This window comes from Massilia sp. X63 (assembly GCF_041023745.1).
Taxonomy (GTDB): Bacteria; Pseudomonadota; Gammaproteobacteria; order Burkholderiales; family Burkholderiaceae_D; genus Telluria.
Map to the genome: position 1 here is coordinate 25,377 of NZ_JBFTEF010000013.1, position 21,296 is coordinate 46,672.

Here is a 21,296-nt window from a genome sequence, read left to right on the forward strand (position 1 = left end):
CACATGTCAGACACCAAACGCGCGATTCGTAATATCGCAATCATCGCCCACGTTGACCACGGCAAGACCACCCTGGTGGACCAGCTGCTGCGCCAATCCGGCACCTTCCGTGAAAACCAGGCGGTCGACACCCGCGTGATGGACTCCGGCGACATCGAAAAAGAACGCGGTATCACGATTCTGTCGAAGAACTGCGCGGTCGAGTACGAAGGCACCCACATCAACATCGTCGACACCCCGGGCCACGCCGACTTCGGCGGCGAGGTCGAGCGCGTGCTGTCGATGGTCGACTCGGTGCTGCTGCTGGTCGACGCCCAGGAAGGCCCGATGCCGCAGACCCGTTTCGTGACCCGCAAGGCGCTGGCCCTGGGCCTGAAGCCGATCGTCGTGGTCAACAAGGTCGACCGTCCGGGCGCACGTCCGGACTGGGCCATCAACCAGACCTTCGAACTGTTCGACAAGCTGGGCGCGACCGACGAGCAGCTGGACTTCCCGATCGTCTACGCCTCGGGCCTGAACGGCTACGCCGGCCTGGACGAGAGCGTGCGCGACGGCGACATGAAGCCGCTGTTCGACGCCATCCTGAAATACGTGCCGGTGCGTGACGACAATCCGGACGGCCCGCTGCAGATGCAGATCACCTCGCTGGATTACTCCTCGTACGTCGGCAAGATCGGCATCGGCCGCATCAACCGCGGCCGCATCAAGCCGGGCATGGACGTGCTGGTGCTGAACGGCCAGGACGACAAGAACCCGGTCAAGGGCCGCATCAACCAGGTGCTGAACTTCAAGGGCCTGGAGCGCGTGCAGGTGGAAGAAGCCGTTGCCGGCGACATCGTGCTGATCAACGGTATCGAGGACATCGGCATCGGCGTGACCGTGACCGCCGTCGATACCCCGGAAGCGCTGCCGATGCTGACCGTCGACGAGCCGACCCTGACCATGAACTTCATGGTCAACACCTCGCCGCTGGCCGGCCGCGAAGGCAAGTTCGTCACCAGCCGCCAGCTGCGCGACCGCCTCGAGCGCGAACTGAAGTCGAACGTGGCGCTGCGCGTGCTGCCGACCGACGACGACACCATCTTCGAAGTGTCGGGCCGCGGCGAGCTGCACCTGACCATTCTGCTGGAAAACATGCGTCGTGAAGGCTTCGAGCTGGCCGTGTCGCGTCCGCGCGTGGTGTTCAAGGAAGTCGACGGCGTCAAGTGCGAGCCGTACGAGAACCTGACCGTCGACGTGGAAGAAGCGAACCAGGGCGGCGTCATGGAAGAGCTGGGCCGCCGCCGTGGCGACCTGCAAAACATGGAATCGGACGGCAAGGGCCGTGTCCGTCTGGAATACCTGATCCCGGCCCGTGGCCTGATCGGTTTCCAGGGCGAATTCATGACCCTGACCCGCGGCACCGGCCTGATGAGCCACGTGTTCCACGAATACGCACCGGTCGACACCAGCAAGGGCGACCTGGCCGGCCGCCGCAACGGCGTGCTGATCTCGCAGGATGACGGCGCCGCCGTCGCCTACGCGATCTGGAAGCTGCAGGACCGCGGCCGCATGTTCGTCGAGCACAACACCCCGGTGTACGAAGGCATGATCATCGGCATCCACTCGCGCGACAACGACCTGGTCGTCAACCCGATCAAGGGCAAGCAGCTGACCAACGTGCGCTCGTCGGGTACCGACGAAGCGGTGCGCCTGGTGCCGCCGATCCAGATGTCGCTTGAATACGCCGTCGAGTTCATCGAAGACGACGAACTGGTCGAGATCACCCCGAAATCGATCCGCCTGCGCAAGCGCTTCCTGAAAGAGCACGAGCGCAAGAAGGCCAGCCGCGAAGGCGCGTAATCGCGTTGTCGCAGTTCTGAAAAAACCCGCTGTTCGCAGCGGGTTTTTTTATGCCTCAAAAAATTGTGCGCGTGCAGCAATATTTCGCATCGTCCGTCATCTGGCGCACATAAGTGCTGATCTGGTCTCTATTTTTCATCTTGTTACAGTTCTTACCGGCCATTCGCTTGGGCTTAGCGTGGATGCAATGTTATTGTGGTCACAACGCGATTCATTGTGAATTGCGACACAGTTCAAAGATGATTAAAAGGAGTTCGCATGAAAAATCTGATGATTGCACTGATCGCCACCGCTGCCCTTGCAGCTAGCGCCCAAGCCCAGACTACTGCCGGCCGCGGCTATGTCGGCGCCTCTGCCGTGACTGCCAAGAACAGCACCGTCGACGCGCACAAGGCCGACGGCAAGCTGTTCGGCGGCTACCAGTTCGACGAGCGCATGGGTGTCGAAGCCGGCTGGACCAACCACCACAAGACCGACTTCGCCAATGGCGGGGTGCGCGGCAGCACCGAAGGTTACGGTACCTATGTCGCCGCCAAGTACACGATGCCGGTCAACGAACAGGTGTCGGCCTACGGCAAGCTGGGCATCTCGCACAACGAGCGCAAGCTGAACACCAATGTGGGCAACTTCAAGCAGGACGACACCAGCGGCTACGCCGGTCTGGGCGTGGAGTACAAGCTTAACCAGAACACGGCACTGGTGGCGGAATATGAGCGCTACGGCAAGACCAAGGACTATGGCGCCCGTGCCAACGTGTGGAGCGCGGGCCTGAAATACGGCTTCTGATCCCGCAGCAGGCAAGTAAAAAAGCTCCCCCGCAGTTGCGGTGGGAGCTTTTTTTATATGGAAGGAAGGATCAGCGCAGTCCGAGCAGCGCCTGCACCCGTTCCCGGCTCACGCCGACCAGGGCCGAGGTGATCGCCAGCAGCGACTGGTAGTCGTGGCTGGCTGCGGTGGCGCTGAAATCGCCGGCGATGACCGCCAGCTCCGCTTCCGGAATGGCCGACTGGCCGGTGCGCGCCATGGCCGCGCTCAGCGCCGCGCTGGCGGCGTCCTGCGAGCGGCGCACGCGGGCCAGGGCTTGCAGCACTTCGCGCAGGCTCTGGCGCAGGGCATCCGGATCGCCGATGTCCCAACGCTGGGGCGCGAGGCTGGCCGGATCTTCGTTTGCGTCCACGCGGCCGCGACCCGAGATGGCGATGGCGTCCTTGATGCCGGGCCATTCCGACTCCGGCGCGCTGAACAGCAGCTGGCCCTTGTCGTCGAGCGCGACGCGCACCTTCACCGGCGACAGCGTGCGGTCGAGGCGGGCGGCGATTTCTTCCGGCGTCATGCCCGGTTCGATGGTGGCGCTCAGTTGCGGGCCGCCGTTGCTTCCGACCGAGAAGGCATAGGTCTGCTGGCTGCCCGACTGCAGCGCCGCCAGGTCGAAACCGCGGATCCGGAAGCGCGTCATGGCCGCCTGGCCATCGCTGAAGCCGAGCTGGGCGTCGACGCCGCCGCCGGCCTGCTTGCGACGCGCCTCCAGCAGGCTGCCGAGCTGTTGCGAACGGGCTGCGATCTGGCGCGCCGGGTCGGCGCGGCCGGAAATTTTGGCGCTCAGGTCGGCCTTCAGGGCTTCGAGCTGGGAGGCGACGCGCTCCAGGTAATCGACCGCCTGCTGGGCGCGGGCAACGTCGCCCTGCAAGCGGGTGTCCCACTTGATGCCGCGCTGGAGCGGGGCAGTGGCGGGCGCGACCTGGGTAACGGCGCGGCTGTCCGCGTCGAGCGGCTTGATGGCGGTGGCGCGTGCCGACACCGGCGTGGCGCCGGCGGCGGTGGGGTGGGCGATGCCTGGATTGGCGGGGCGAAGGGCAGCTTCCATACGAGATTACAACACCGAGAACAGGGACAGGGTGCCGATACGGCTATACGCTTTGTAGGTGGCTTGCAGGGCGCTCGAATAACCGTTGAGCGCGGTGGCCGCCTCGCCGACATCGAGCGCGCCGATGTCGGTGATCGCGATCTTGTTCGACAGGCTGACGTTGGCGTGGTTGGCGTCCAGGGTCTTCATGATGTTCTGCGATCCCCCCAGGGTCGCCACCTTGCTGGTGAGCATGTCGTGCGCCTCGTCGAAACCGTCCAGGGCATCGGCCAGCACCGAGCGCACCGTCGGGTCGTTGGCAGTGACGCCGGGTGCCTTGAGTGTGGTGATCGTGAGCTCGAGGTGGTTCAACAGCTTTTCGATCCCTTTCAGGTTCTGGTTGGCCGGCTGGGTGATGCCGTTGCCAACCACGACATTCTGCGAATTCGTATTGCCGACGTAAGTGTAGCGCGAACCGAGCGGGGCCGTCGGATCGTACTTGATCGGCGCGGTCTTGGTCAGGGTGCCGGCGAAGTTGTAGTTGCCTTCCTGGTCGATCGAGTTGGCGTTGTACAGCACGCTGTCGCGCAGCGACTCGAGCGGCGTGACCATGGCCTTCAGGTCGGACGGCGCATTGCTGCCGTCCGCGGCCCAGACCAGCACGTCGCGGCCCTGGACCAGTTCCGTTGCCATGTTGCTCAGGTAGCCCTCGGTCTTGGTCAGGCGGATCTTGATCGAGGCGATGTTGTCGCGGTACTGCTGCACGGTCGCTTCCTCGCGCGCCAGGCGCGCCAGGCGCACGCTGTCGACCGGGTCGTCCGACGGCACCAGGATGCGCTTGTTGGCCGACATCTGCTGCGTCAGGTGGGTAATGCGCTCCTGGTTGTTCTGGATCGACTGGTTCATCGTCGATTGGTACTGGGTGGTCGCGATACGCATGGTGTGTTCCCTTAACCCATCATCGCCAGGGTGGCATCGAAGAGCTGGTTGGCGATTGCGATGACTTTCATGTTCGCCTGGTACATGTTCTGGTACTCGACGAGGTTGACCGCTTCCTCGTCCTGGTTCACGCCGCTGGTCGACTGCCAGTCGTCCACCGACTGGGTGCGCACCGTGTGGGCGGTCTTCAGGGCGGCCTTGTTGAGCTGGCTGTCGACGCCGAGCTTGCCGACGATCTGGGCGTCGGCATCGCTCAGCAACACGGTGCCGATGGTGCCGACCGTGATCGGCTCGCTCTTGATCGCCACCAGTTTCTGCAGGTTGCCGGTGTCGCCCGGGGTGCCGTCGCCCGAGAAGGCCAGGTCGGCCGCGACGAAGCCGCTGCTCAGCTTGAGCATGTCGGCATTGCTGCCGGTGGTGTACACGAACAGCGGGGCGCCAGGCGTGCCGTCGGGCTTGGTGCCGAGGCCCAGTTGGGTGTTGACCTTGGAGGCGATCTGGCTGGCGATGTCGGCGATGTCGCCTTGCAGCGGCACCAGCTTTTCGGTTTCGTACCTGGCCAGGCCGCCCAGCTGCCCGCCCAGCTTGGCGGCGTCGAGCACGTAGGAAGTGCCGGCGAAGCTGAGCGAGAATTCCTGCGGCGAGGTGGCGGTCGGGGCCGCCTTGAGGCTGCCGTACATGCCGCCCAGCACCAGCGCCTGGCCGGTCTTGAGCGACACGTCGCGGGTGCCGTCGGCATTGTCCGAGACTTCCAGGCCCATCTTGCTGGCCAGGTCGTCGATGGCCTGGTCGCGCGCATCGATCATGGCCGATGCGCTCAGGCCGCCGGCCTGGGCCTGGCTGATCTGCGTGTTCAGGCGCGCGATCGAGGCGATCTGGGCATTGGCCGCATCGACGATCGCGCTACGCTGGGTGCGCACCGATTGCAACTGGGCGTTGAACACGTTGTTCAGGCCGTTGAAACGTTCCGCCATCAGGCCGGCCGAGGTCAGCACCTGCTGGCGCAGCGGGGTCGAGCCCGGATCGCCGGCGACCGCGTTGAGCGCGCCGAAGAACTGGTCGATGCCGGCCGACAGGCTGGCGGTCTCGTCGCCCATCACGTTCTCGAGCTGGCTCAGGTAGGGCTGGGTCTGCGAATACGAACCGAGGTCGGAGGCGGCGCGCCACATCGCCTGGCTCTTGTAGCCGTCCGAGAAGCGTAGCAGGGCGCTGACCTGCACGCCGTTGCCGCTCGAGCGCGGGTTGGCATCCGGGCCGACGGCGCTCAAGAGCGCAGCCTGGCGGGTGTAGCCCTTGGTCTGCAAGTTGGCGATATTCTGGCTGCTGGCGCTCAGCGCCATCTGGGCGGCAAGCGCGCCCGACAGGGCGTTATTGATGATGGCCATGATGCTGATTCTTTCTCGAGCAGGGGTACACCCTGTATAGGCGACCGTTTATTGCTGATTGTTAAGCTTTAATGCAAAGCTTTTTTTGGCAGGCTCCGTGCCTCAGGTCTTCTTGCCCGGCTTGGCGTCCGGCACCAGCTGGCGCAGGATGGCGTCGGCGATGCCGAAGGCGCGCTGGCCCGCCATGTTCCCGGCCAGCAGGTCGTCGGCCATGTCCTGCATGTCCTGGTTGACGCGGTTGTTGAATACGCTGTCCTCGGTGGCCATGGCGCGGGTCGAGGAGCGCATCTCCTTGAGCATGTGCGAAATGAAGAAGCGTTCGAACTCGACCGCGGCCTTGCCGGCTTTCGCGACATAGGCGGTATCGGGCTGCGCGGCTGCGGCGGCGACCGGCGCTTCGGCGCCGGGCTGCAGCGGGATCGGCTGTTGCTGGTCGATCTTCATCAGATCACCACCAGTTCGCCTTCGATCGCGCCGGCCTGGTCGAGCGCCTGCAGGATCGCCATGATATCGTCGGGCGAGGCGCCCAGGCTGTTGACCACGTCGATGATGGTCTGCAGCTTGGCGCCGGCCGGCCAGCGGAACATCTGGCCCGAGCCCTGGTCCACCGACAGCTTCGATTCCGGCGTCACCGCGGTCTGGCCGCGTGAGAACGGACCCGGCTGCGACACGCGCGAGCTTTCCGAAATGATCACCTTGAGCGAACCGTGGGTGACCGCGGCCGCCTTGACCCGCAGGCCGTCGGCGATGACCACGGTGCCGGTGCGCGAATTGAACACGACCTTCGGCACCTCCACGCCGGCTTCCACCGACAGATTGTTCAGCTTGGCCATGAAGGCCACGCGCTCGGTCGGGTTGGCGGGCGCGACCACTTCGACGCTGGTGCCGTCGGCGGTGGTGGCGATCGGGCCGTATCTGGCGTTGATCGCGTTGACCACGTTGGTGGCGGTCTCGAAGTGCGGCTGGCGCAGGCGCAGCATCACTTGCGGGCGGGTGGCGAAGTCGGTGGCGATCTCGCGCTCGATCATGGCGCCGTTCGGGATGCGGCCGGTAGTCGGGGTATTGACCGTCACCGAGGAGCCGCTTTTACCCGTGGCGTTCAGGCCGCCGACCACCAGGTTGCCCTGGGCCAGCGCATAGATTTCGTTGTCGGCCGCGCGCAGCTGGGTCAGCAGCAGGGTGCCGCCGCGCAGGCTTTTCGCGTCGCCCAGCGAGGACACGGTGACGTCGATCGCCTGGCCGCGGCGGTAGCCCGGCGGGAACACCGCCGACACCATGACGGCGGCGACGTTCTTGTTCTTGGCGTCTTCGCCTTCCGGCAGGCGCACGCCGAACTGCTTGAGCATGTTGACCACCGACTGGCTGGCGTACTTGACCTGGGTCGAGTCGCCGCTGCCGTTCAGGCCGACCACCAGGCCGTAGCCGACCAGCGGGTTCTCGCGCACGCCTTCGACGCTGACCAGGTTGCGCAGCGCCTGCGCCGCCGAGGCGGCGCCGGGCAGGGCGCTTGCCGCGAGCACGGTCGCGCACAACATGATTCGAAAACCGCGCCTAATGTTAGAAATTTGAATCATGTCGTCCTCAGAACGGCATCAGCGGGCTGTTGAAGAAACGGGTCAGCCAGCCCGGCTGGTTGGCGTCGGCCAGGGCGCCCTTGCCCGAATAGGCGATGCGGGCATTGGCCACGCGCAGCGAGGACACCTGGTTGTCGTTGTCGATGTCCTGGGCGCGGATGAATCCCTTCAGGCGCACGAATTCCTCGCCCTGGTTCAGGGTCAGGTTCTTTTCGCCCGCCACGCGCAGCAGGCCGTTCGGCAGCACTTCCTGCACGATCACGGTCAGCGCGCCGGACAGGGCGTTCTGCTGGGTGCTGGTGGCGTCGCCTTCGAAATTGCGGTCGGCCGACAGGTCGATGGCCGTCTTGCCGAAGGTCTTGCCGAGCGCGCCGAGCGGCGAGACGGCGACCGAGGAGCCTTTCGAGAAGCTGGTGCCGGCGCGCTTGCTGGCCTGGGTGGTTTCCTGGAGGATGACGGTGACCGCGTCGCCCACGCGGTAGGCACGGCTATCCGAGGTCAGCGACACGGCTTCGCCGGTGAAGACGCCGCCCGAGACGCCGCGCGACGCGGTCCGTGCCATCGGCACGAAATCGTCGTCGTCGTTCATGGCCTGGCGCGGCGGCGCCGAGGCGCAGCCGATCAGGACCAGAGAAGTGAGCAGCGCGCACAGCGCCGCGGTAACGGGTTTCATTATTTAGCGTGCAGCCTGTGCCAGGTACTGGAGCATGTTGTCGGCCGCCGACAGCACCTTGGTGTTCATCTCGTAGGTGCGCTGGGCGGCGATCATGTCGACCATCTCTTCGACCACCTGCACGTTCGAGCCCTCCAGCGCGCCCTGTTTCAGCTTGCCGAAGGCGCCGTCGCCCGGACGGCCTTCGTTGGCGGTGCCCGACGCGGCGGTTTCCTGGAACAGGTTCTCGCCCAGTGCTAGCAGGCCGGCCGGGTTCACGAAGCTGGTCAGCGTCAGCTGGCCCAGTTCGGTCGGGGTGGTGGACCCGGCGACGGTGGCCGAGACCATGCCGTTCTCGCCAATGGTGATGGCGGTGGCGTTCTGCGGGACGGTGATCTGCGGCACCAGTGCCAGGCCCTGGGCGTTGGTCAGGGTGCCGTTGCTGTCGACCTGCAGCTGGCCGGCGCGGGTGAAGGCCGGTTCGCCGTTCGGGCGGCGCACCTGCAGGAAGCCGGCGCCGTTGATGGCGACGTCGAGCGGCTGGCTGGTGGTCTGCATGTTGCCGTTGGTGAAGACCTTCTGGGTGCCGACGATACGGGTACCGTTACCCAGCTGGACGCCGTTGGAGATGGTGTTGTCCGCGCTCTGGGCGCCCGGCTGGGCGTCGACCTGGTAGAACAGGTCTTCGAACACGACGCGGTCGCGCTTGAAGCCGACGGTGTTGACGTTGGCCAGGTTGTTGGCGATCGCCTGCAGCTTGGCATCCTGTGCCTGCACGCCGGTCTTGCTGATCCACATTGCTGGATTCATGGGTACTCCCTAGTTGTGTGGTTTGGCGTCAGGCGCCGATGAGGCGGTTGCCTACTTCGTTCATGCTGTCGCTGGCCTTGAACAGCTTCATCTGCATCTCGAAGCTGCGGTTCAGGCTCATCACGGCGACCATCTCTTCCACCGCCGACACGTTGCTGCCCTCGAGGGCGCGGCCGCGCACGGTGACGTTCGGATCGGCCTGGAGCGGATCGCCCTGGCGCGACACGATCAGGCCCGCTTCGTTCTTGGTCAGTTCCGCGCCTTCGGCATTCACCAGGCGCAGCTTGTCGACCGGCTGCATCAGGGTCGCGCCTTCGGTCAGCACCGAAATCGTGCCATCGAGACCGATCTCGATCTCCTGGTGCGGCGGCAGTACGATCGGGCCGCCTTCGCCCATCAGGGGATGGCCATGCACCGACAGCGCGCCGTTGGCGTCGATGTCGATCGCCCCGGCGCGGGTATAGGCTTCGCCGTCGCCGTACTGGACCGCCAGGTAGCCGTTGCCGTTGATGGCCACGTCGAGCGGACGGCCGGTCTCGCGCACCGCGCCGGCGCGGGTCGAGATGGTGTCGGCGTCGACCTTCGACAGGTGCACGCTGTCGTAGCCGTAGCCGCCCTGCAGGGCCTGGGTCGCGGCCAGCTCGAGGTTGGCGCGGAAGCCCGCGGTCTCGATGTTGGCCAGGTTGTTGGCGTGCACCTGCTGCGCACGCATGGTGCGCTCGGCGCCGCTGACTGCCGTGAAGATCAGTTTATCCATGGGGCGTGGTCAGGCTTACAGCGCCTGCATCAGGGCCTGCATCATCTGGTTCTCGGCGGTGATCACCTTCGAGTTGGCCTGGTAGTTGCGCTGCGAGGTCATCAGGCCGACCAGTTCCGAGGTGATGTCCACGTTCGAGCCTTCCAGCGTGCCCTTGGACAGCTTGCCGGCCAGGCCGATGCCCGGGGTGCTGTACAGCGGGGCGCCCGAGGTGTTGTTGGCGATCCAGCTGGTGTCGCTGGTCTGGGCCAGCGCGCCTTCGTCGGGGAAGGTGGCGATGGCCAGGGTGCCGACCACCTGCTGCTGTTCGTTGCTGTACTTGGCCACCACCGAGCCGTCCTCGGCCAGCTCCACGCCCACGAAGGCGCCCGAGGCATAGCCATCGCTGCGGTTGGTGGTGGTGGTGGCTTCGCCGGCGAACTTGGTGGTGCCGGTGTAGTCGACGATGAAGGCGAGCGGCGCTGCGCCGCCGGTCGGGGTCAGGGTCAGGGTGCCGCTCTTGCTGGCGCCCGAGATCTGGCCCTTGGCGTCGAAGGTGAGCGTGGTCGGGGCGGCGGTCGGCGCGGCGCCGTCGAAGCTGTACTGCACGGACACGGTGTTCGCGCCGGTCTTGACGAAGTACTGCGACACGGTGTGCTGGGTGCCGAGCGAGTCGTACACGACCGACTGCTTGACCATGTTGTAGCTGGTCGGGTCGGTATGGCTGAAGGTGGTGGTGGCCGGCGTGGTCCAGTCGGCCGACAGGTTGCCCACGAAGGCGACGTTGGTGCTGGCCACGGCCGGGATCTGGCCGGTCGGGATCTTGATGTCGCCCATCACGCCCAGCGCGCCGCCCACGCTCGGGCCGTAGCCCTGCACCTTGCGGCCGGCGGCGTCGACCAGGTAGCCTTCCTTGTTGGCGTTGAAGATGCCGACGCGGGTGTACTGCATCACGCCCTGGGCGTCGCGGCTGGTGAAGAAGCCGCGGCCCTGGATCGCGGCGTCGAGGCCGCGGCCGGTGGTCTGCAGGCTGCCGTTCTGGCCGATGTTCTGGGTCAGCGAGGCGATTTCGACGCCGTTCGCCTGTTCGCCGGCGTACACCGAGGCGAAGTTGGCGCGGCTGCTCTTGAAGCCGTAGGTGCCGGCGTTGGCGATGTTGTTCGAGACGGCTTCCAGCTGCTCGTTGATGGCCTGGATGCCGGACAGTGCGATATTGAAGCTCATGGAGTTTCCTTTCAGTGTTCGGTAGAGGCGAGGGCAGTGGCCTTGCCGTTGAAGCCAGTGACGGCCGATGGTGCGACTTCGCCGAGCCCCGCGACCTGCAGCACGATGCCGCCGGCGCCCGACATGCGCACGCTGTCGAGGCGGCCCGTGACTTCGACCGCGGGTCGGGTGCCGTCCGCCGCTTCGGCACTGATGCCGTAGTTGCCCGGCGCGAGGCCGAGGGCGACCGGATCGATGGTAAACGGCAGGCTGCCCGCGCCGTGCGGGGGCAGGGCGATGCGATGCTGCTGGCCGTCGACGCCGGTGAGGACCAGGCTGGTCGCGCTGCTGGCGCCGCCGAGCTGCACGCTGCCGCTGATCTTGTCTTCGGCCAGGCGCACGCGGCTGGTCTCGACCGTGACTTCGCTGCCGACCTGGGCGCCCATCGCCAGCACCTGCAGGCTTTGCAGCACGCTGGCGCTGGCGCTGGTGGTCTGGGCCAGCTGCTGCAAGGCCTCGGTCTGCGACAGCTGCGACAGCTGGTTCACGAACTGGCTCGGGTCCGAAGGCGCGAGCGGGTCCTGGTTGCGGATCTGGGCGACCAGCAGCTTGGTGAACATGTCCTTGTTCTCGCTGGTGGCAACGCTGGTGGCGATCTTGTCGGAGGCCGGGGTGGCGCTCGCCGGGAAGCCGAACGGATTGGTGGCGGTAGTGGTAGCCATGGGATCAGCTCTCGCCCAACTTCAGCAGCGAAGCCTGCATGTTCTTGATGCGTCCCATGACTTCGACGTTGGTCTCGAAGGCGCGCGAGGCGGCCATCATGTCCGCCATCTCGGCCACTTCGTTGACGTTGGCGTAGTAGACCATGCCGTCGGCGTCGGCCACCGGATTGTCCGGCTCGTACATCTTGCGCAGCGGCTCGCTCGACTGGACCACGTCCAGCACCTGCACGCGGGCGCCGCCGTCCTCGCCCATGACGGAAGCGAACACCGGCTTGCGCGCGCGGTAGCCGTCGCCCTCGGAGCCGGCCACGGCGTTGGCATTGGCCAGGTTGCTGGCGATCGTGTTCAGGCGGACGGTCTGCGCCGCCATGGCCGAACCGGCGATATTCGAAATGTCCTTGAAGCCCATGCTGGTTCCTCTAGTGGTCCGGGTTACTGGCCCGCATTACTGCCCGTTGATGGCTTTGGCCAGGCCGCGCAGCTTCATGTTGATGAAGGTGAGGCTGGTCTGGAAGTCGGAAGCGTTCTGCGAGAAAGCGGCCTGCTCGACGCCGATCTCGACGGTGTTGCCGTCGGCGCTCGGGTGGTAGGGCACGCGGAACAGCGGACCTTCCGTCGACAGGGTCGGTTCGCCCGCTTCGGCGTCGATCTGCTCCTGCAGCGCCGATGCAAAGTCGATGTCGCGCGCCTTGTAGCCCGGCGTGCTCTCGTTGGCGATATTGGCGGCAAGCACGCGGGTGCGATCGGCGCGCAGTTGCAGCGCGTCGGCGTGCACGCCGAGGGCTTCCTTGAAATTAATCGTCATGTCGAACCTCTGTCGGTGACCTGCAAATTGTTTCTGTAAAATGGCCGTTCATTTGTTTCGATTGCGACCCTCTATTTAACAATGATTGCTTTCCGTACGGCAACCATCGGCATTCTAACCTGTCTTTTATGCGCCACAGTCGAAGCTGCGCAATCTATTTCTTTAACGATAGAGCAAGCAGCCCGTAGCCAAATCGACAAGCAACTGCTAAGCAGCGGCCTCTCTGAGCCCCAAGTCGAGCTCAGCGTGGTGAGCGCGCGCCCGGCCCCGTCCTGCAGTGCGCCGGTCGAAGTCGAGGCCGTCGACACCCGCCAGTTCGCGCGCATGCGCTTCGTCGCGCGCTGCCCGGTCGCGCCCGGCTGGCGCCACGACTTCGTGGTGCGCGCCCGGGTCAGCGCCCAGGTCGCCGTCACCGCCATGCCGCTCAGGGCTGGCGAGGTGCTGACGGACGAGCACATCACGCTCGAGCGGCGCGACGTCACGCTGATCGGGGACGCCATCGGCGCACCCGACGCTGCCGTCGGCCAGACCAGCCGGCGCAACCTGCGCTCCGGCGAAGTGCTGCGCGCCAACCAGCTGGCCGCGCCGATCGTGGTCAAGCGCGGCGACCAGGTCCTGATGGTGGCGCGCCACGAAGGCATCGAGGTCAGCATGGCGGGCGAGGCGCTCGACGCCGGTGCGCGCGGCGCCGTGGTGCGGGTGCGCAATGCGGCAAGCGGGCAGGTCGTGCGCATGCGCGTGGCAGACGCCGGCACCGTCGAGCCGCTCGACATGCCGGCCGGCGCCGGCCGCTGAAGCAGGCTCGATGGCTTATCCTTCGCTGCGCTGCAGTTTCGTGGCCAGGCGCTCGAGCTTGGCCGCGTAGGCCGGATCGGTCGCATAGCCGCCGCGCGCCAGGCCCTGGGCAAAGGCGCGCGCATCGCTGCCGACGCCCAGTGCATCCTTGTAGCGCGGGTTATCGCTCAGCATGCGGGCATAGTCGCGGAAGGCGGCGCCCGCGTCCGGATAGGAGCGGAAGCGCTCGCGCGTCTTCAGCGCGGCGCCGCCCATGTATTCGGTGGTCGCCGACTCGTTCACCGCGCCGTCCCAGCCTGCGCCGGCCTTGATGCCGAACAGGTTGTGGCTCGAGGCGCCGCCCGCGTTCCTCAGGGGACGCTGGCCCCAGCCCGATTCCAGCGCGGCGTGGGCCGACACCAGCTCGGGCGCCACGCCCAGCTGCTGCGCGGCCTGCTGCGCCCATGGCGCGATGCTTTCCAAGAATGCCTGCTGCTCCGGCGTGGTCGATCCGCCCACGCCGTCCGGGCCGTCGACTTCGGCCTCGCCGCCGATCAGGCCCGCCGCGCGTGCGCGCCACAGGGCGCCCTCGGCGGACAAGCCTGCCGCGCCGCTGCCCGCTTCGGCCACGTCGCCGTTCTGGATATAGGCGGCGACTTCGCCCTGCACTTCGCTGAACATGCGGCCGAAGCCTTCGCCGCCGGCCTCGCCGAGGGCGGCGGTCGGACGGGTGCCGGCGGTCGGCGCGGTGGGCTGCAGCGAAGGCATCGAGAAATCAGCGTGGCGCATAGGTGTCGTCCTCGCCGTGCAGCACGCGCTGCATCACGGTGTATTGTTCGGCCAACAGGCCGCCGTTGCGGGTCGTGGCCGCCTTGCAGGCCTGCACCGTGCTTTCCAGGGCAGTCCAGGCCGCGGCCAGCGCGCCGCGCGCCGGCTCGGCCAGGCCGGCGATACATTGCGCCATGGTGGCGCCGTCGCCCAGCAGGGCGCGCACCAGCGACACGCGCTGCTGGCGCCGCGCTTCCATCCCATCGAGCAGGGGCGCGAGTTGTTCGGCCAGCAGGGTCAGCTCGCTGCTGCGGTGGTGTAACGCGGCCTCGAACTGGCGTTCGAGCAGGGCCAGCACCTCGGCGCTGTCGCGCACATCGGCCTGGACGCCGTCGGCAAGCAGCAGGTTGGCCTGCTGTCGGGTAAGACGGCTCATCCGCGGCCTCCGCCGTGGAAGCGCTGGATCAGGCCGGCCAGGCGGCCCGGATCGAACGGCAGCTCGCCCTTGGCCAGCGCATCGCGCAGCTCGGCCACGCGGGCGGCATCGAAATCCGGCATCGCGCGCAGGGCCTGGGCGGCCGGCTGCAGCACCTCGGATTGCAGGGCGGGCATGCCGGCGTTCGCCGCGGCGGCGCTGCCCGCCTGCGCCTCGGCAGGCGCCTGCACGGTCACGCGCTGGGTGCCGACGGTGACGGTGGGAGTGATCGCACCGGTGATTTTCATGCGGGTTCCTCGGGTTTTCGATTGAATACTCATATGCTGGCCCTTACTTCGGCAACTGGCCGCGCAGTTTGTCCAGCGCGGCCGCGTCCGGCATCTCGATCGACGCCTCCTTCCCCAGCGGGGTGGTGGGGCCGGGCTTGCCGAACATGCCCGCCACCAGGCGCGACTGCCTGCTGGTCAGGATCAGCAACTCGATGCGGCGGTTCACGCCGGCCAGCGGCTCTCCTGCGTCGAGCGGGCCGCGGTCGGCCATGCCGACCACCTGCAGCACGCTTTCGCTACGCATGCCGCCGCCCAGCAGCTCGGCCCTGGCCGACAGCGCGCGGTCAGTCGACAGCGCCCAGTTCGAATAGCCGCCCTTGTCGGGGCCGGCGAAACGCGAGGCGTCGGTGTGGCCGACGATCAGCAATTGGTTTTCCATCTGCGCGAACAGCGGGCCCATCTTGCGCAACAGCTTCACGAAACGGCCGGTCGGCAGGGCGCTGCCGCGCATGAACATGCCCTGCTTGTCGGTATCGTGCAGCATGATGCGCAGGCCGTAGGGCGTCACCACCGTGTCGAGGTTGGCGGCAAGGCCGGCTTCCCGGCTCATTTCGCCCAGCGCTTTCGACAGCGCGGCCAGTTCTTCCGGCGACTCGTAGGCCACCCGCGGCTGGCTCGCGCCACCCGGACCGGTGCTGCCGCCGTTGCCGGCGACCGGCAGCTGGAAGCGCTCGATCAGGCTGCCGCTCGGCTCGGATGCGATCTGCGGTTTGTAACCGCCCTCGAGCATACCGCTGTCGGTCACGTCGCGCACGATTTTCTTCAGCTGCTGTTGTTCCCGCGCGGCGATCAGCCACAGCACGAGGAACAGGGCCATCAAGGCCAGGCAGAAATCGGCGAAGGCCACCTTCCAGGCGCCACCGTGTTCGTCGTGCGCATGCTTGCCGCCGCCGCGCTTGACGATGGTGGCTTCGTGTTTGTCTTTGGCGTTCGACACGATCAACCCGCCATGCGGTCGCTACCGCGGCGCCGCTTGTTCTGCGATTCGTCCTCGCCGCCCATGGCGTTGATCCATTGTTCCAGCTGGGCGAAGCTGGGCTTGGTGTTCAGCTGGATCAGGCGGCGGCCGGCGTCGATCGCCAGCAGGGCGGGCTTGCCGGCCACGTGGGTGCACAGCACCACCTTGACGGTCTCCATGGTCGACGCTTCCGAATTGACCAGCTGCTTCATCATGTTCGCCAGCGGTTCCAGAATGCCATAGCAGAAGAAGATGCCGATGAAGGTGCCGACCATCGCGGCGCCGACCTTCTCGGCGATCTCGCCGGAATCGGCGCCGGCCGACACCGAGAACATCGCCATCACGATGCCCAGCACCGCAGCCAGGATGCCGAAGCCCGGCATCGCCTCGGCGATCTTTTGCAGCGACTTGGCCGGCTGGGTCAGTTCTTCGTGGATGGCTTCCAGTTCCTGCTCCAGCACGCCTTCCAGCTCGTGGGCGTTGATCTTGCCCATGGCCATCAGGCGGAAGTTGTCGACGATGAAAGCCAGCAGCTTCGGCTCGTCCAGGATGCGCGGGTAGCGCTGGAACAGCGGGCTTTCCGCCGGCGCCTCCACGTGGGCGTCGAGGGCCTTCAGGCCGCCGGCCGCGGTCTGCAGAAGTTCGTACATCAGCAGCAGCAGCTGGCGCTGGAATTCCGAATCGTGCTTCTTGCGTGCAGCCACCTTCTTGAGTTGGTGCGTCATTTCCGCCAGCACGTGCCGCTGGTTGCCGAGCACCAGCGCGCCGAACGCGGCGCCGCCGATGATCAGGAGCTCGACCGGGTGGAAGATGGCCGAGAAGGTGCCGCCCATCAGGCTGAAGCCGCCGAAGACGGCTCCTAGCACGATCGCGATTCCGAGTAATTGCTGCATGACGTAAGCCTTTCTTGTTAATGGGTCAGGCCCGCTGCAGCGCGGCCTTCATCTTTGCCAGGGCACTCTTGTTGAGCTGGCAGACGCGGGCGTCGGACAGGTCGAGCACGGCGGCGATTTCCTTGTAGCTCAGTTCGAACTCGTAGATCATCTGGATCACACGCTGTTCTTTTTCGTTCAGGCTGCCGAGCACCTGCTCCAGGCTGCGCCGCACCAGGTAGGCTTCTTCCGGGCTCGGGGCGCCGTGCGCATGCTCGGTCGCTTCCTGCAGCACTTCGTCGAAGCTGAGCATCTCTTCGGCGCAGTCGTCCAGCACATGCTGGCGGAATTCCTCGAGCGTGACGCCGAGCGCGGCGGCGGCTTCCTTCTCGAGCGGCTCGCGGCCCAGCTTGCGGGTCAGCTCGCGCAGTGCGTCGCGCACCCGGTGGCTGTCCTGGCGCACCGCGCGCGGGCGCCAGTCCTGGCGGCGCAGCTCGTCGAGGATGGCGCCGCGTACGCGCAGGCTCGCATAGCTGCCGAAACCCTGGTCCGGGGTGCCGTAGCGGCGCAGCGCTTCCAGCAGTCCCATCAGGCCGATCTGCTCCATGTCCTCGCGCGAAACCGCCCCCGACACCTGCGAATTCAGCTGGCGCACGATGCGCTTGACCAGCGGCGCATAGGCCAGCAGGTGACGCTGCTCCTCGCCCGGCGTCATCCCGGCGTTGGCGGGCGCCTCGCCGTAGAGGGCGGCGGCGCCGGTGTCGGCATAGTCGGCTAGATAGGCCACGATGTTCCCGTCGATCGCTCTTTACTCAATGATCAGCTTGCCGATCATGACTTCGGAAAACGGCTTCTCATGGTTTTCCCTTTCATAACTGGCATTGAAGGTCCGGTTCAGCTGTTCGGCGTACTGGTCGACGGTCATGGCATTGGCTTCGGCCAGCGTGTGCGCCGACAGCGCGGACACTGCGATGCTGCGCAGCAGCGGCAGGTGTTCCTTGGTTTCCTTTTCCAGTTCCGCGGTGGTGGCCAGCACCAGGTCCACCGACAGGTAGTGGGCCGCCGGTTCGTTCGGTGCGCGGCGCAGCATCACGATCACCTTGTCGAGGGTGACGTACTTGGTCGGCTTCTTTTCCAGTTCCTTTTTGGGTGCTTCGGCCTTGGCCCCGGCCGCATGCTGCTGGCCGGGCGCCAGGTACCACATCGCACCGCCGGCGGCGCCGGCGGCGAGGAGGGCGACGCCCAGGAAGGCGGCGATCAGTTTGGCTTTGCTGTTCATGGTCTAGGTGCTCAGGCGCGTCCGCTCAGCGAGAACGCGGTGGTGGATTGGTTGGCTTCGGCCAGGGCCGTGCCCGGGGCGCGCTCGTCCTGGTCCTGGCCTTGCTGGCGGCCGCGGCCCTGTTGGTCTGCAAACCCGGCGCCGAAAGCGCCGGCCTGGGCGCCGGCCTGGGTGCGCGGCGTGGCCTGGCTGACGTTGACCGAGACGTCCGTGTACTGGCGCTGCGCCAGGTCGCTGCGCAGGTTGTCGCTCACGGTGTTCAGCTGGCGCAGCACCTCGCTGTGGGTCGCGGTGATGTTCACTTCCAGGCTGCCGGCAGCATGGCGGATCGAGATCTCGACCCGTCCCAGCATCGGCGGATCGAGGCGGATCACGGCCTGCTCGGCGTTCTTGCCGAGCTGGAGGTTCAGGCGCTCGCCCAGGGCTTCCTGCAGGCTCTGGCGCCACGCGGCCGGCGGGCCGGACAGGCTCAGGGCGGCGCCGCCGCGCTGGGGCTGGGGGGCGCCGGTGGCAGCCGGGGCGACGACGAAGCCGGCGTTTGCGTCGCCGGAGCTCGCGTCGCCGGTGTTCGCGTCGCCGGCACCAGTGTTTGGCGCGGCCTGGCGGTCGGCCCCGTCGCCTGGCGCCGCCGACCCGGCAACCGCCCGGGCCACTTGCGCGGCGGCGGGTTCGCGCGCGGCCGCAAGCGGCAGCTCGACCGCTGCAGCGCGCGCCGTGGACGCGGGCGGAAGCTCGATTGCGGCTGCGGCGTTCGCCGTGGACGGCAGCGGCAGCGCGCCCGCGGCCGCGGCGCTTGCCGCCGACGGGAGCGCGCTCCCGGCGCGCTCCGAGCGTTCCTGCATGCCGGCGCCAGGGCGCATGGCGGGCAGGGCGGACGGCGTCGCCATCATCGACGGCATCAGCGGCATGTTCATGGCGGCCAGCAGCGGCTGGGCGGCATCGCCGCTGCCGCTGTCGTTTTCCTGCGCTTCGGCGACCGGGACGCCGTCGGCGGCCGGCTGTTCCGGCGACGCCTCGGCCGACGCCTCGGCCGGCAGCGCGCCATCCGCCTGCATGAACTGCATGAACTGCAGGAAGGGCAGCGGTGCGGGCACGCCCGGCTGGGCCGCAGCCAGTGCCGGGTCGAGCGGCAGGCTGTCCGCGGATGCCGCCTCCTTGAGGGCGGCGTCGCCGGAGGCTGGCAGGGAAGCGCTATTCATCGTGATGTTCATCGTTGGGTGGTACCGGGTTCGGGTTCGCCCGCGAGGGCATAGGCCATCCAGCCTTCCTTGTTGGCGATCATGTCGTTCATCTTCGCCTGCAGCCGGGCGCTGGCGGCGGCTACCGCATCAGCCGCGCCCGCGTGCGCTTGGCGCAGGCGCTCGAGCGCAGCCAGTTCGGCGGCGTTCCAGCGCCTGCCTGCGCCAAGCGCCTGCAACTGCGGCCCGAGCTCGCGCACGGCGCGGCCCAGCAGCTCCCAGTCGGCGCGTGCGCCGGCGTCGAGCAGCACTCCGGCGAGGCCGTCGATGGCGCGCGTCCTATCCATTGCGCTCCTGGACGCCTTTCCAGCCCTGGCGGATCGTGGTGAGGATGCGGATCACCTCGTCGACCATGGCCGGGTCGAGCTTGATGCCGGCGCCATGCAGGTGGGTGGCGCAGAAATCGTAGATGCGCGCCAGGTTGGCGACGGTCTCGCCGCCCTGCTCGAAGTCGAGGGAGCTGGACAGGCCGTTGATGATCTCGACGCACTTGTCGATGCTGGCCGCCTTGGCTTCATAGCGGCGCGCGGCGATGTGGGCGCGGGCGCGCGCCAGTTCGTCGAGCAGGCCGTCGGTGAGCAGCAGGACCAGCTCGACCGGCGAGGCGCGCGAGGTCTGCGCATCCAGGTTGACGGCGTGGTAGCTGCCGTAGGCTTCCTGATAGGACATGATCGGTTCCGTATGAAAGGTGCTTGTTTACTTTTTGTCGTTGCCGAACAGGGCATCGAACATCGACACGTTGTTGTTCATCACGCCCTGCATCGAGGCCAGGGCCGTGAATTGTTTCAGGTAGCGGCTGTAGGCCGCTTCATGCTGCTTGTCGAGGAAGGCCTGGCGGTCCGCAAGCAGCTCCTGCTTGTCGGTGGTGGCTTCCTTGCGTTTCTTGATCTGTCCGTCGGCGCTGCTGCTCCAGCCCTTGAGGAACTTGTCGAGGGCGCCGGCGATCCCGGTCGGGGGCGATGACGAAGCGCTGCCGATGATGACGTCGAGACCGGTCGGCTTGAGCGCCAGCTGGGCCTGCAGGCGGTCGCTGCGCAGCTCCAGGCTGCCGTCCTTGGTTGCGATGATGCCGAACGAGGCCAGCGTGTCGCCGGTGGTGGTCGGGCGCAGCAGCGATACCATGCGGTCGTTGAGCGCCCGGATGCCGCCGTCGTGGGCGAAGGCGCCCGCGGCCGCGCCGGTGGACGGGTCGCCGGCATAGGTCAGCCTGTTCAGCACGCCCTTGAGCTTGTTGTAGGCGTCGACGAAGGCCTGCACGTTGGCGGTGGTGCCGGCGCTGTCGGCGCCGACCGTGATCGTGAGCGGCGCGTCGCCGCTCTTGTGGGCCTTGGTAAAGCTCATCTTCACGCCGTCGATGTTGGTGAAGGTGTTGGTGGCTTGGGTGATCGCGGTGCCGTTTTCGGAGCCAATGCGGATTTCGGCGTCCTGCTCCGCCACCAGGGTGCGCACGCGCAGGGCAGCGGGCAGGGCTTCGTTGGCCTCCTTCAGGCTCGAGACACCGGTGACGCCGCTGGTGTCGAGCGTGATCTTGCTGTTGAGGCCAGTGTTCTTCGCGGTCAGCACCAGTTCCGAAATAGGACGGCCGCCGGCGTCGGTGCCGGTGGTGACGATCGATGCGGTGACCAGCGAGGTATTGCCGGTGGCGCCGTTGATCGCGGTCGCCAGTTCGCGCGTGGTCAGGGTGCCGTTGTTGTCGGCGTCGGCCAAGGCCATGTCGACCTCGATGGTGGTGACGCCGCCCGTGCCGCTCGTGCCCAGGTTGATCTTCAGCATGCCGCCGACGCCCGTGTCGTCGGTGAGGGCGGTGTACGACACCTGGTTGGCTGCGGCCAGCTGCTTGACGAAGAACGAATAGGTGCCGGCGGCCGCGGTAGCGCTGGCGGTGGCGCTGCCGAAGGCGATGTCGCTGAAGGTGGCCGCCTGCGCATACATGCTCTTGCCCGAACCCAGCACGGTGGTGAGGCTGCTCTGGAAGGCCAGGATTGCCGAGTTCAGCTCGGTCAGGCCCTTCAGGGTGGCGGAGGCTTCCTTGTTCTGCACGTCGAGGATCTGCTGGCGCGCCATGACGTACTTGTCCGCCAGCGAATTGGCGGTATTGACCGGATCGTAGGTTGGTGCGGTGATTGCCATG

Annotated in this window: 26 protein-coding genes; 3 read left to right on the forward strand and 23 right to left on the reverse strand. The window is 66.9% G+C overall.

From position 1 onward, the window contains the following. Positions 1 to 3: 3 nt before the first annotated feature. Positions 4 to 1,842, forward strand: coding sequence for a translational GTPase TypA (gene typA / locus AB3347_RS20845; protein WP_369093632.1), 1,839 nt, complete (start codon positions 4 to 6; stop codon positions 1,840 to 1,842). A gap of 258 nt (positions 1,843 to 2,100) precedes the next feature. After that, positions 2,101 to 2,628 (forward strand): porin family protein, encoded by a 528-nt coding sequence (locus AB3347_RS20850; protein ID WP_369093633.1) that lies wholly within the window; start codon positions 2,101 to 2,103, stop codon positions 2,626 to 2,628. A 70-nt stretch (positions 2,629 to 2,698) separates the two neighbouring features. Here AB3347_RS20850 and AB3347_RS20855 read toward each other — a convergent pair whose 3' ends face one another. From AB3347_RS20855 to flgB, 12 genes are all read right to left on the reverse strand, one after another. Then, on the reverse strand, positions 2,699 to 3,706 hold the full coding sequence (locus AB3347_RS20855) for a hypothetical protein (protein ID WP_369093634.1): 1,008 nt from the start codon (positions 3,704 to 3,706) through the stop codon (positions 2,699 to 2,701). Positions 3,707 to 3,712: 6 nt separating this feature from the next. After that, entirely contained in the window at positions 3,713 to 4,624 is a 912-nt protein-coding gene (gene flgL, locus AB3347_RS20860; protein WP_369093635.1) for a flagellar hook-associated protein FlgL, read from the reverse strand. A gap of 11 nt (positions 4,625 to 4,635) precedes the next feature. After that, positions 4,636 to 6,009 (reverse strand): flagellar hook-associated protein FlgK, encoded by a 1,374-nt coding sequence (gene flgK, locus AB3347_RS20865; RefSeq protein WP_369093636.1) that lies wholly within the window; start codon positions 6,007 to 6,009, stop codon positions 4,636 to 4,638. Between the two features lie 102 nt (positions 6,010 to 6,111). Further along, positions 6,112 to 6,453 (reverse strand): rod-binding protein, encoded by a 342-nt coding sequence (locus AB3347_RS20870; RefSeq protein ID WP_369093637.1) that lies wholly within the window; start codon positions 6,451 to 6,453, stop codon positions 6,112 to 6,114. Continuing rightward, a complete protein-coding gene (locus AB3347_RS20875) occupies positions 6,453 to 7,544 on the reverse strand; it encodes a flagellar basal body P-ring protein FlgI (protein ID WP_369093638.1) in 1,092 nt (363 codons plus the stop codon). The genes AB3347_RS20870 and AB3347_RS20875 overlap by 1 nt, the downstream gene beginning before the upstream one ends. Before the next feature lie 46 nt (positions 7,545 to 7,590). Continuing rightward, positions 7,591 to 8,256, reverse strand: coding sequence for a flagellar basal body L-ring protein FlgH (gene flgH / locus AB3347_RS20880; RefSeq protein ID WP_369093639.1), 666 nt, complete (start codon positions 8,254 to 8,256; stop codon positions 7,591 to 7,593). Between the two features lie 3 nt (positions 8,257 to 8,259). Next, the gene (gene flgG / locus AB3347_RS20885; RefSeq protein ID WP_369093640.1) at positions 8,260 to 9,045 is read right to left on the reverse strand and encodes a flagellar basal-body rod protein FlgG; all 786 of its coding nucleotides are present in this window, start codon (positions 9,043 to 9,045) and stop codon (positions 8,260 to 8,262) included. Between the two features lie 28 nt (positions 9,046 to 9,073). Further along, the gene (locus tag AB3347_RS20890; protein ID WP_369093641.1) at positions 9,074 to 9,802 is read right to left on the reverse strand and encodes a flagellar basal body rod protein FlgF; all 729 of its coding nucleotides are present in this window, start codon (positions 9,800 to 9,802) and stop codon (positions 9,074 to 9,076) included. A 15-nt stretch (positions 9,803 to 9,817) separates the two neighbouring features. Next, positions 9,818 to 11,005, reverse strand: a complete 1,188-nt coding sequence (locus AB3347_RS20895) for a flagellar hook protein FlgE (RefSeq protein WP_369093642.1) — start codon at positions 11,003 to 11,005, stop codon at positions 9,818 to 9,820. Positions 11,006 to 11,016: 11 nt separating this feature from the next. Continuing rightward, positions 11,017 to 11,706 carry a flagellar hook capping FlgD N-terminal domain-containing protein gene (locus AB3347_RS20900; protein ID WP_369093643.1) on the reverse strand — a complete coding sequence of 230 codons (690 nt, stop codon included), beginning with the start codon at positions 11,704 to 11,706 and terminating at the stop codon, positions 11,017 to 11,019. Between the two features lie 4 nt (positions 11,707 to 11,710). Next, positions 11,711 to 12,115, reverse strand: coding sequence for a flagellar basal body rod protein FlgC (gene flgC / locus AB3347_RS20905; protein ID WP_369093644.1), 405 nt, complete (start codon positions 12,113 to 12,115; stop codon positions 11,711 to 11,713). Between the two features lie 36 nt (positions 12,116 to 12,151). Continuing rightward, a complete protein-coding gene (flgB, locus tag AB3347_RS20910; RefSeq protein ID WP_369093645.1) occupies positions 12,152 to 12,511 on the reverse strand; it encodes a flagellar basal body rod protein FlgB in 360 nt (119 codons plus the stop codon). A 246-nt stretch (positions 12,512 to 12,757) separates the two neighbouring features. Between flgB and flgA the strand changes: the two genes are divergently transcribed. Further along, positions 12,758 to 13,306 (forward strand): flagellar basal body P-ring formation chaperone FlgA, encoded by a 549-nt coding sequence (gene flgA, locus AB3347_RS20915; RefSeq protein WP_369093646.1) that lies wholly within the window; start codon positions 12,758 to 12,760, stop codon positions 13,304 to 13,306. 15 nt (positions 13,307 to 13,321) lie between these two features. Here the strand turns inward: flgA and AB3347_RS20920 are convergent, their stop codons facing one another. Genes AB3347_RS20920 through fliD form a run of 11 tightly spaced genes read right to left on the reverse strand, consistent with a single transcriptional unit; the run spans position 13,322 to position 21,295 of the window. Continuing rightward, the gene (locus AB3347_RS20920; RefSeq protein WP_369093647.1) at positions 13,322 to 14,074 is read right to left on the reverse strand and encodes a glycoside hydrolase family 73 protein; all 753 of its coding nucleotides are present in this window, start codon (positions 14,072 to 14,074) and stop codon (positions 13,322 to 13,324) included. Then, entirely contained in the window at positions 14,061 to 14,489 is a 429-nt protein-coding gene (gene flgN / locus AB3347_RS20925) for a flagellar export chaperone FlgN (protein WP_369093648.1), read from the reverse strand. The genes AB3347_RS20920 and flgN overlap by 14 nt, the downstream gene beginning before the upstream one ends. Continuing rightward, complete coding sequence (gene flgM, locus AB3347_RS20930; protein ID WP_369093649.1) at positions 14,486 to 14,776, reverse strand: flagellar biosynthesis anti-sigma factor FlgM; 291 nt, start codon at positions 14,774 to 14,776, stop codon at positions 14,486 to 14,488. Before flgM ends, flgN begins: the two co-directional genes overlap by 4 nt. Positions 14,777 to 14,819: 43 nt before the next feature. Continuing rightward, complete coding sequence (locus AB3347_RS20935) at positions 14,820 to 15,755, reverse strand: flagellar motor protein MotB (protein ID WP_369093650.1); 936 nt, start codon at positions 15,753 to 15,755, stop codon at positions 14,820 to 14,822. Between the two features lie 2 nt (positions 15,756 to 15,757). Continuing rightward, a complete protein-coding gene (motA, locus tag AB3347_RS20940; RefSeq protein WP_369093651.1) occupies positions 15,758 to 16,669 on the reverse strand; it encodes a flagellar motor stator protein MotA in 912 nt (303 codons plus the stop codon). A 25-nt stretch (positions 16,670 to 16,694) separates the two neighbouring features. Then, a complete protein-coding gene (locus AB3347_RS20945; protein ID WP_369093652.1) occupies positions 16,695 to 17,435 on the reverse strand; it encodes a FliA/WhiG family RNA polymerase sigma factor in 741 nt (246 codons plus the stop codon). A gap of 21 nt (positions 17,436 to 17,456) precedes the next feature. After that, positions 17,457 to 17,927 carry a flagellar basal body-associated FliL family protein gene (locus tag AB3347_RS20950; protein WP_369093653.1) on the reverse strand — a complete coding sequence of 157 codons (471 nt, stop codon included), beginning with the start codon at positions 17,925 to 17,927 and terminating at the stop codon, positions 17,457 to 17,459. 11 nt (positions 17,928 to 17,938) lie between these two features. Next, positions 17,939 to 19,126, reverse strand: a complete 1,188-nt coding sequence (locus AB3347_RS20955; protein WP_369093654.1) for a flagellar hook-length control protein FliK — start codon at positions 19,124 to 19,126, stop codon at positions 17,939 to 17,941. An 8-nt stretch (positions 19,127 to 19,134) separates the two neighbouring features. After that, positions 19,135 to 19,452: a hypothetical protein gene (locus AB3347_RS20960; protein WP_369093655.1), complete on the reverse strand. Its 318-nt coding sequence runs from the start codon at positions 19,450 to 19,452 to the stop codon at positions 19,135 to 19,137. Then, on the reverse strand, positions 19,445 to 19,834 hold the full coding sequence (fliS, locus tag AB3347_RS20965; RefSeq protein ID WP_369093656.1) for a flagellar export chaperone FliS: 390 nt from the start codon (positions 19,832 to 19,834) through the stop codon (positions 19,445 to 19,447). The genes AB3347_RS20960 and fliS overlap by 8 nt, the downstream gene beginning before the upstream one ends. Positions 19,835 to 19,861: 27 nt before the next feature. Beyond that, positions 19,862 to 21,295, reverse strand: a complete 1,434-nt coding sequence (gene fliD / locus AB3347_RS20970) for a flagellar filament capping protein FliD (protein WP_369093657.1) — start codon at positions 21,293 to 21,295, stop codon at positions 19,862 to 19,864. Position 21,296 lies beyond the last annotated feature (1 nt).

Bases quoted from the DNA above. Each gene is read 5' to 3' on its own strand.
- flgC (WP_369093644.1), bottom strand. From the start codon at position 12,115: ATGGGCTTCAAGGACATTTCGAATATCGCCGGTTCGGCCATGGCGGCG.
- typA (WP_369093632.1), top strand. From the start codon at position 4: ATGTCAGACACCAAACGCGCGATTCGTAATATCGCAATCATCGCCCAC.
- flgN (WP_369093648.1), bottom strand. From the start codon at position 14,489: ATGAGCCGTCTTACCCGACAGCAGGCCAACCTGCTGCTTGCCGACGGC.
- AB3347_RS20895 (WP_369093642.1), bottom strand. From the start codon at position 11,005: ATGAGCTTCAATATCGCACTGTCCGGCATCCAGGCCATCAACGAGCAG.
- flgG (WP_369093640.1), bottom strand. From the start codon at position 9,045: ATGAATCCAGCAATGTGGATCAGCAAGACCGGCGTGCAGGCACAGGAT.
- AB3347_RS20900 (WP_369093643.1), bottom strand. From the start codon at position 11,706: ATGGCTACCACTACCGCCACCAATCCGTTCGGCTTCCCGGCGAGCGCC.
- fliS (WP_369093656.1), bottom strand. From the start codon at position 19,834: ATGTCCTATCAGGAAGCCTACGGCAGCTACCACGCCGTCAACCTGGAT.
- AB3347_RS20955 (WP_369093654.1), bottom strand. From the start codon at position 19,126: ATGAATAGCGCTTCCCTGCCAGCCTCCGGCGACGCCGCCCTCAAGGAG.
- flgL (WP_369093635.1), bottom strand. From the start codon at position 4,624: ATGCGTATCGCGACCACCCAGTACCAATCGACGATGAACCAGTCGATC.
- AB3347_RS20890 (WP_369093641.1), bottom strand. From the start codon at position 9,802: ATGGATAAACTGATCTTCACGGCAGTCAGCGGCGCCGAGCGCACCATG.
- flgB (WP_369093645.1), bottom strand. From the start codon at position 12,511: ATGACGATTAATTTCAAGGAAGCCCTCGGCGTGCACGCCGACGCGCTG.
- flgM (WP_369093649.1), bottom strand. From the start codon at position 14,776: ATGAAAATCACCGGTGCGATCACTCCCACCGTCACCGTCGGCACCCAG.
- AB3347_RS20920 (WP_369093647.1), bottom strand. From the start codon at position 14,074: ATGCGCCACGCTGATTTCTCGATGCCTTCGCTGCAGCCCACCGCGCCG.
- motA (WP_369093651.1), bottom strand. From the start codon at position 16,669: ATGCAGCAATTACTCGGAATCGCGATCGTGCTAGGAGCCGTCTTCGGC.
- AB3347_RS20870 (WP_369093637.1), bottom strand. From the start codon at position 6,453: ATGAAGATCGACCAGCAACAGCCGATCCCGCTGCAGCCCGGCGCCGAA.
- flgK (WP_369093636.1), bottom strand. From the start codon at position 6,009: ATGGCCATCATCAATAACGCCCTGTCGGGCGCGCTTGCCGCCCAGATG.
- AB3347_RS20960 (WP_369093655.1), bottom strand. From the start codon at position 19,452: ATGGATAGGACGCGCGCCATCGACGGCCTCGCCGGAGTGCTGCTCGAC.
- AB3347_RS20855 (WP_369093634.1), bottom strand. From the start codon at position 3,706: ATGGAAGCTGCCCTTCGCCCCGCCAATCCAGGCATCGCCCACCCCACC.
- fliD (WP_369093657.1), bottom strand. From the start codon at position 21,295: ATGGCAATCACCGCACCAACCTACGATCCGGTCAATACCGCCAATTCG.
- AB3347_RS20875 (WP_369093638.1), bottom strand. From the start codon at position 7,544: ATGTTGTGCGCGACCGTGCTCGCGGCAAGCGCCCTGCCCGGCGCCGCC.
- AB3347_RS20950 (WP_369093653.1), bottom strand. From the start codon at position 17,927: ATGAACAGCAAAGCCAAACTGATCGCCGCCTTCCTGGGCGTCGCCCTC.
- AB3347_RS20850 (WP_369093633.1), top strand. From the start codon at position 2,101: ATGAAAAATCTGATGATTGCACTGATCGCCACCGCTGCCCTTGCAGCT.
- flgH (WP_369093639.1), bottom strand. From the start codon at position 8,256: ATGAAACCCGTTACCGCGGCGCTGTGCGCGCTGCTCACTTCTCTGGTC.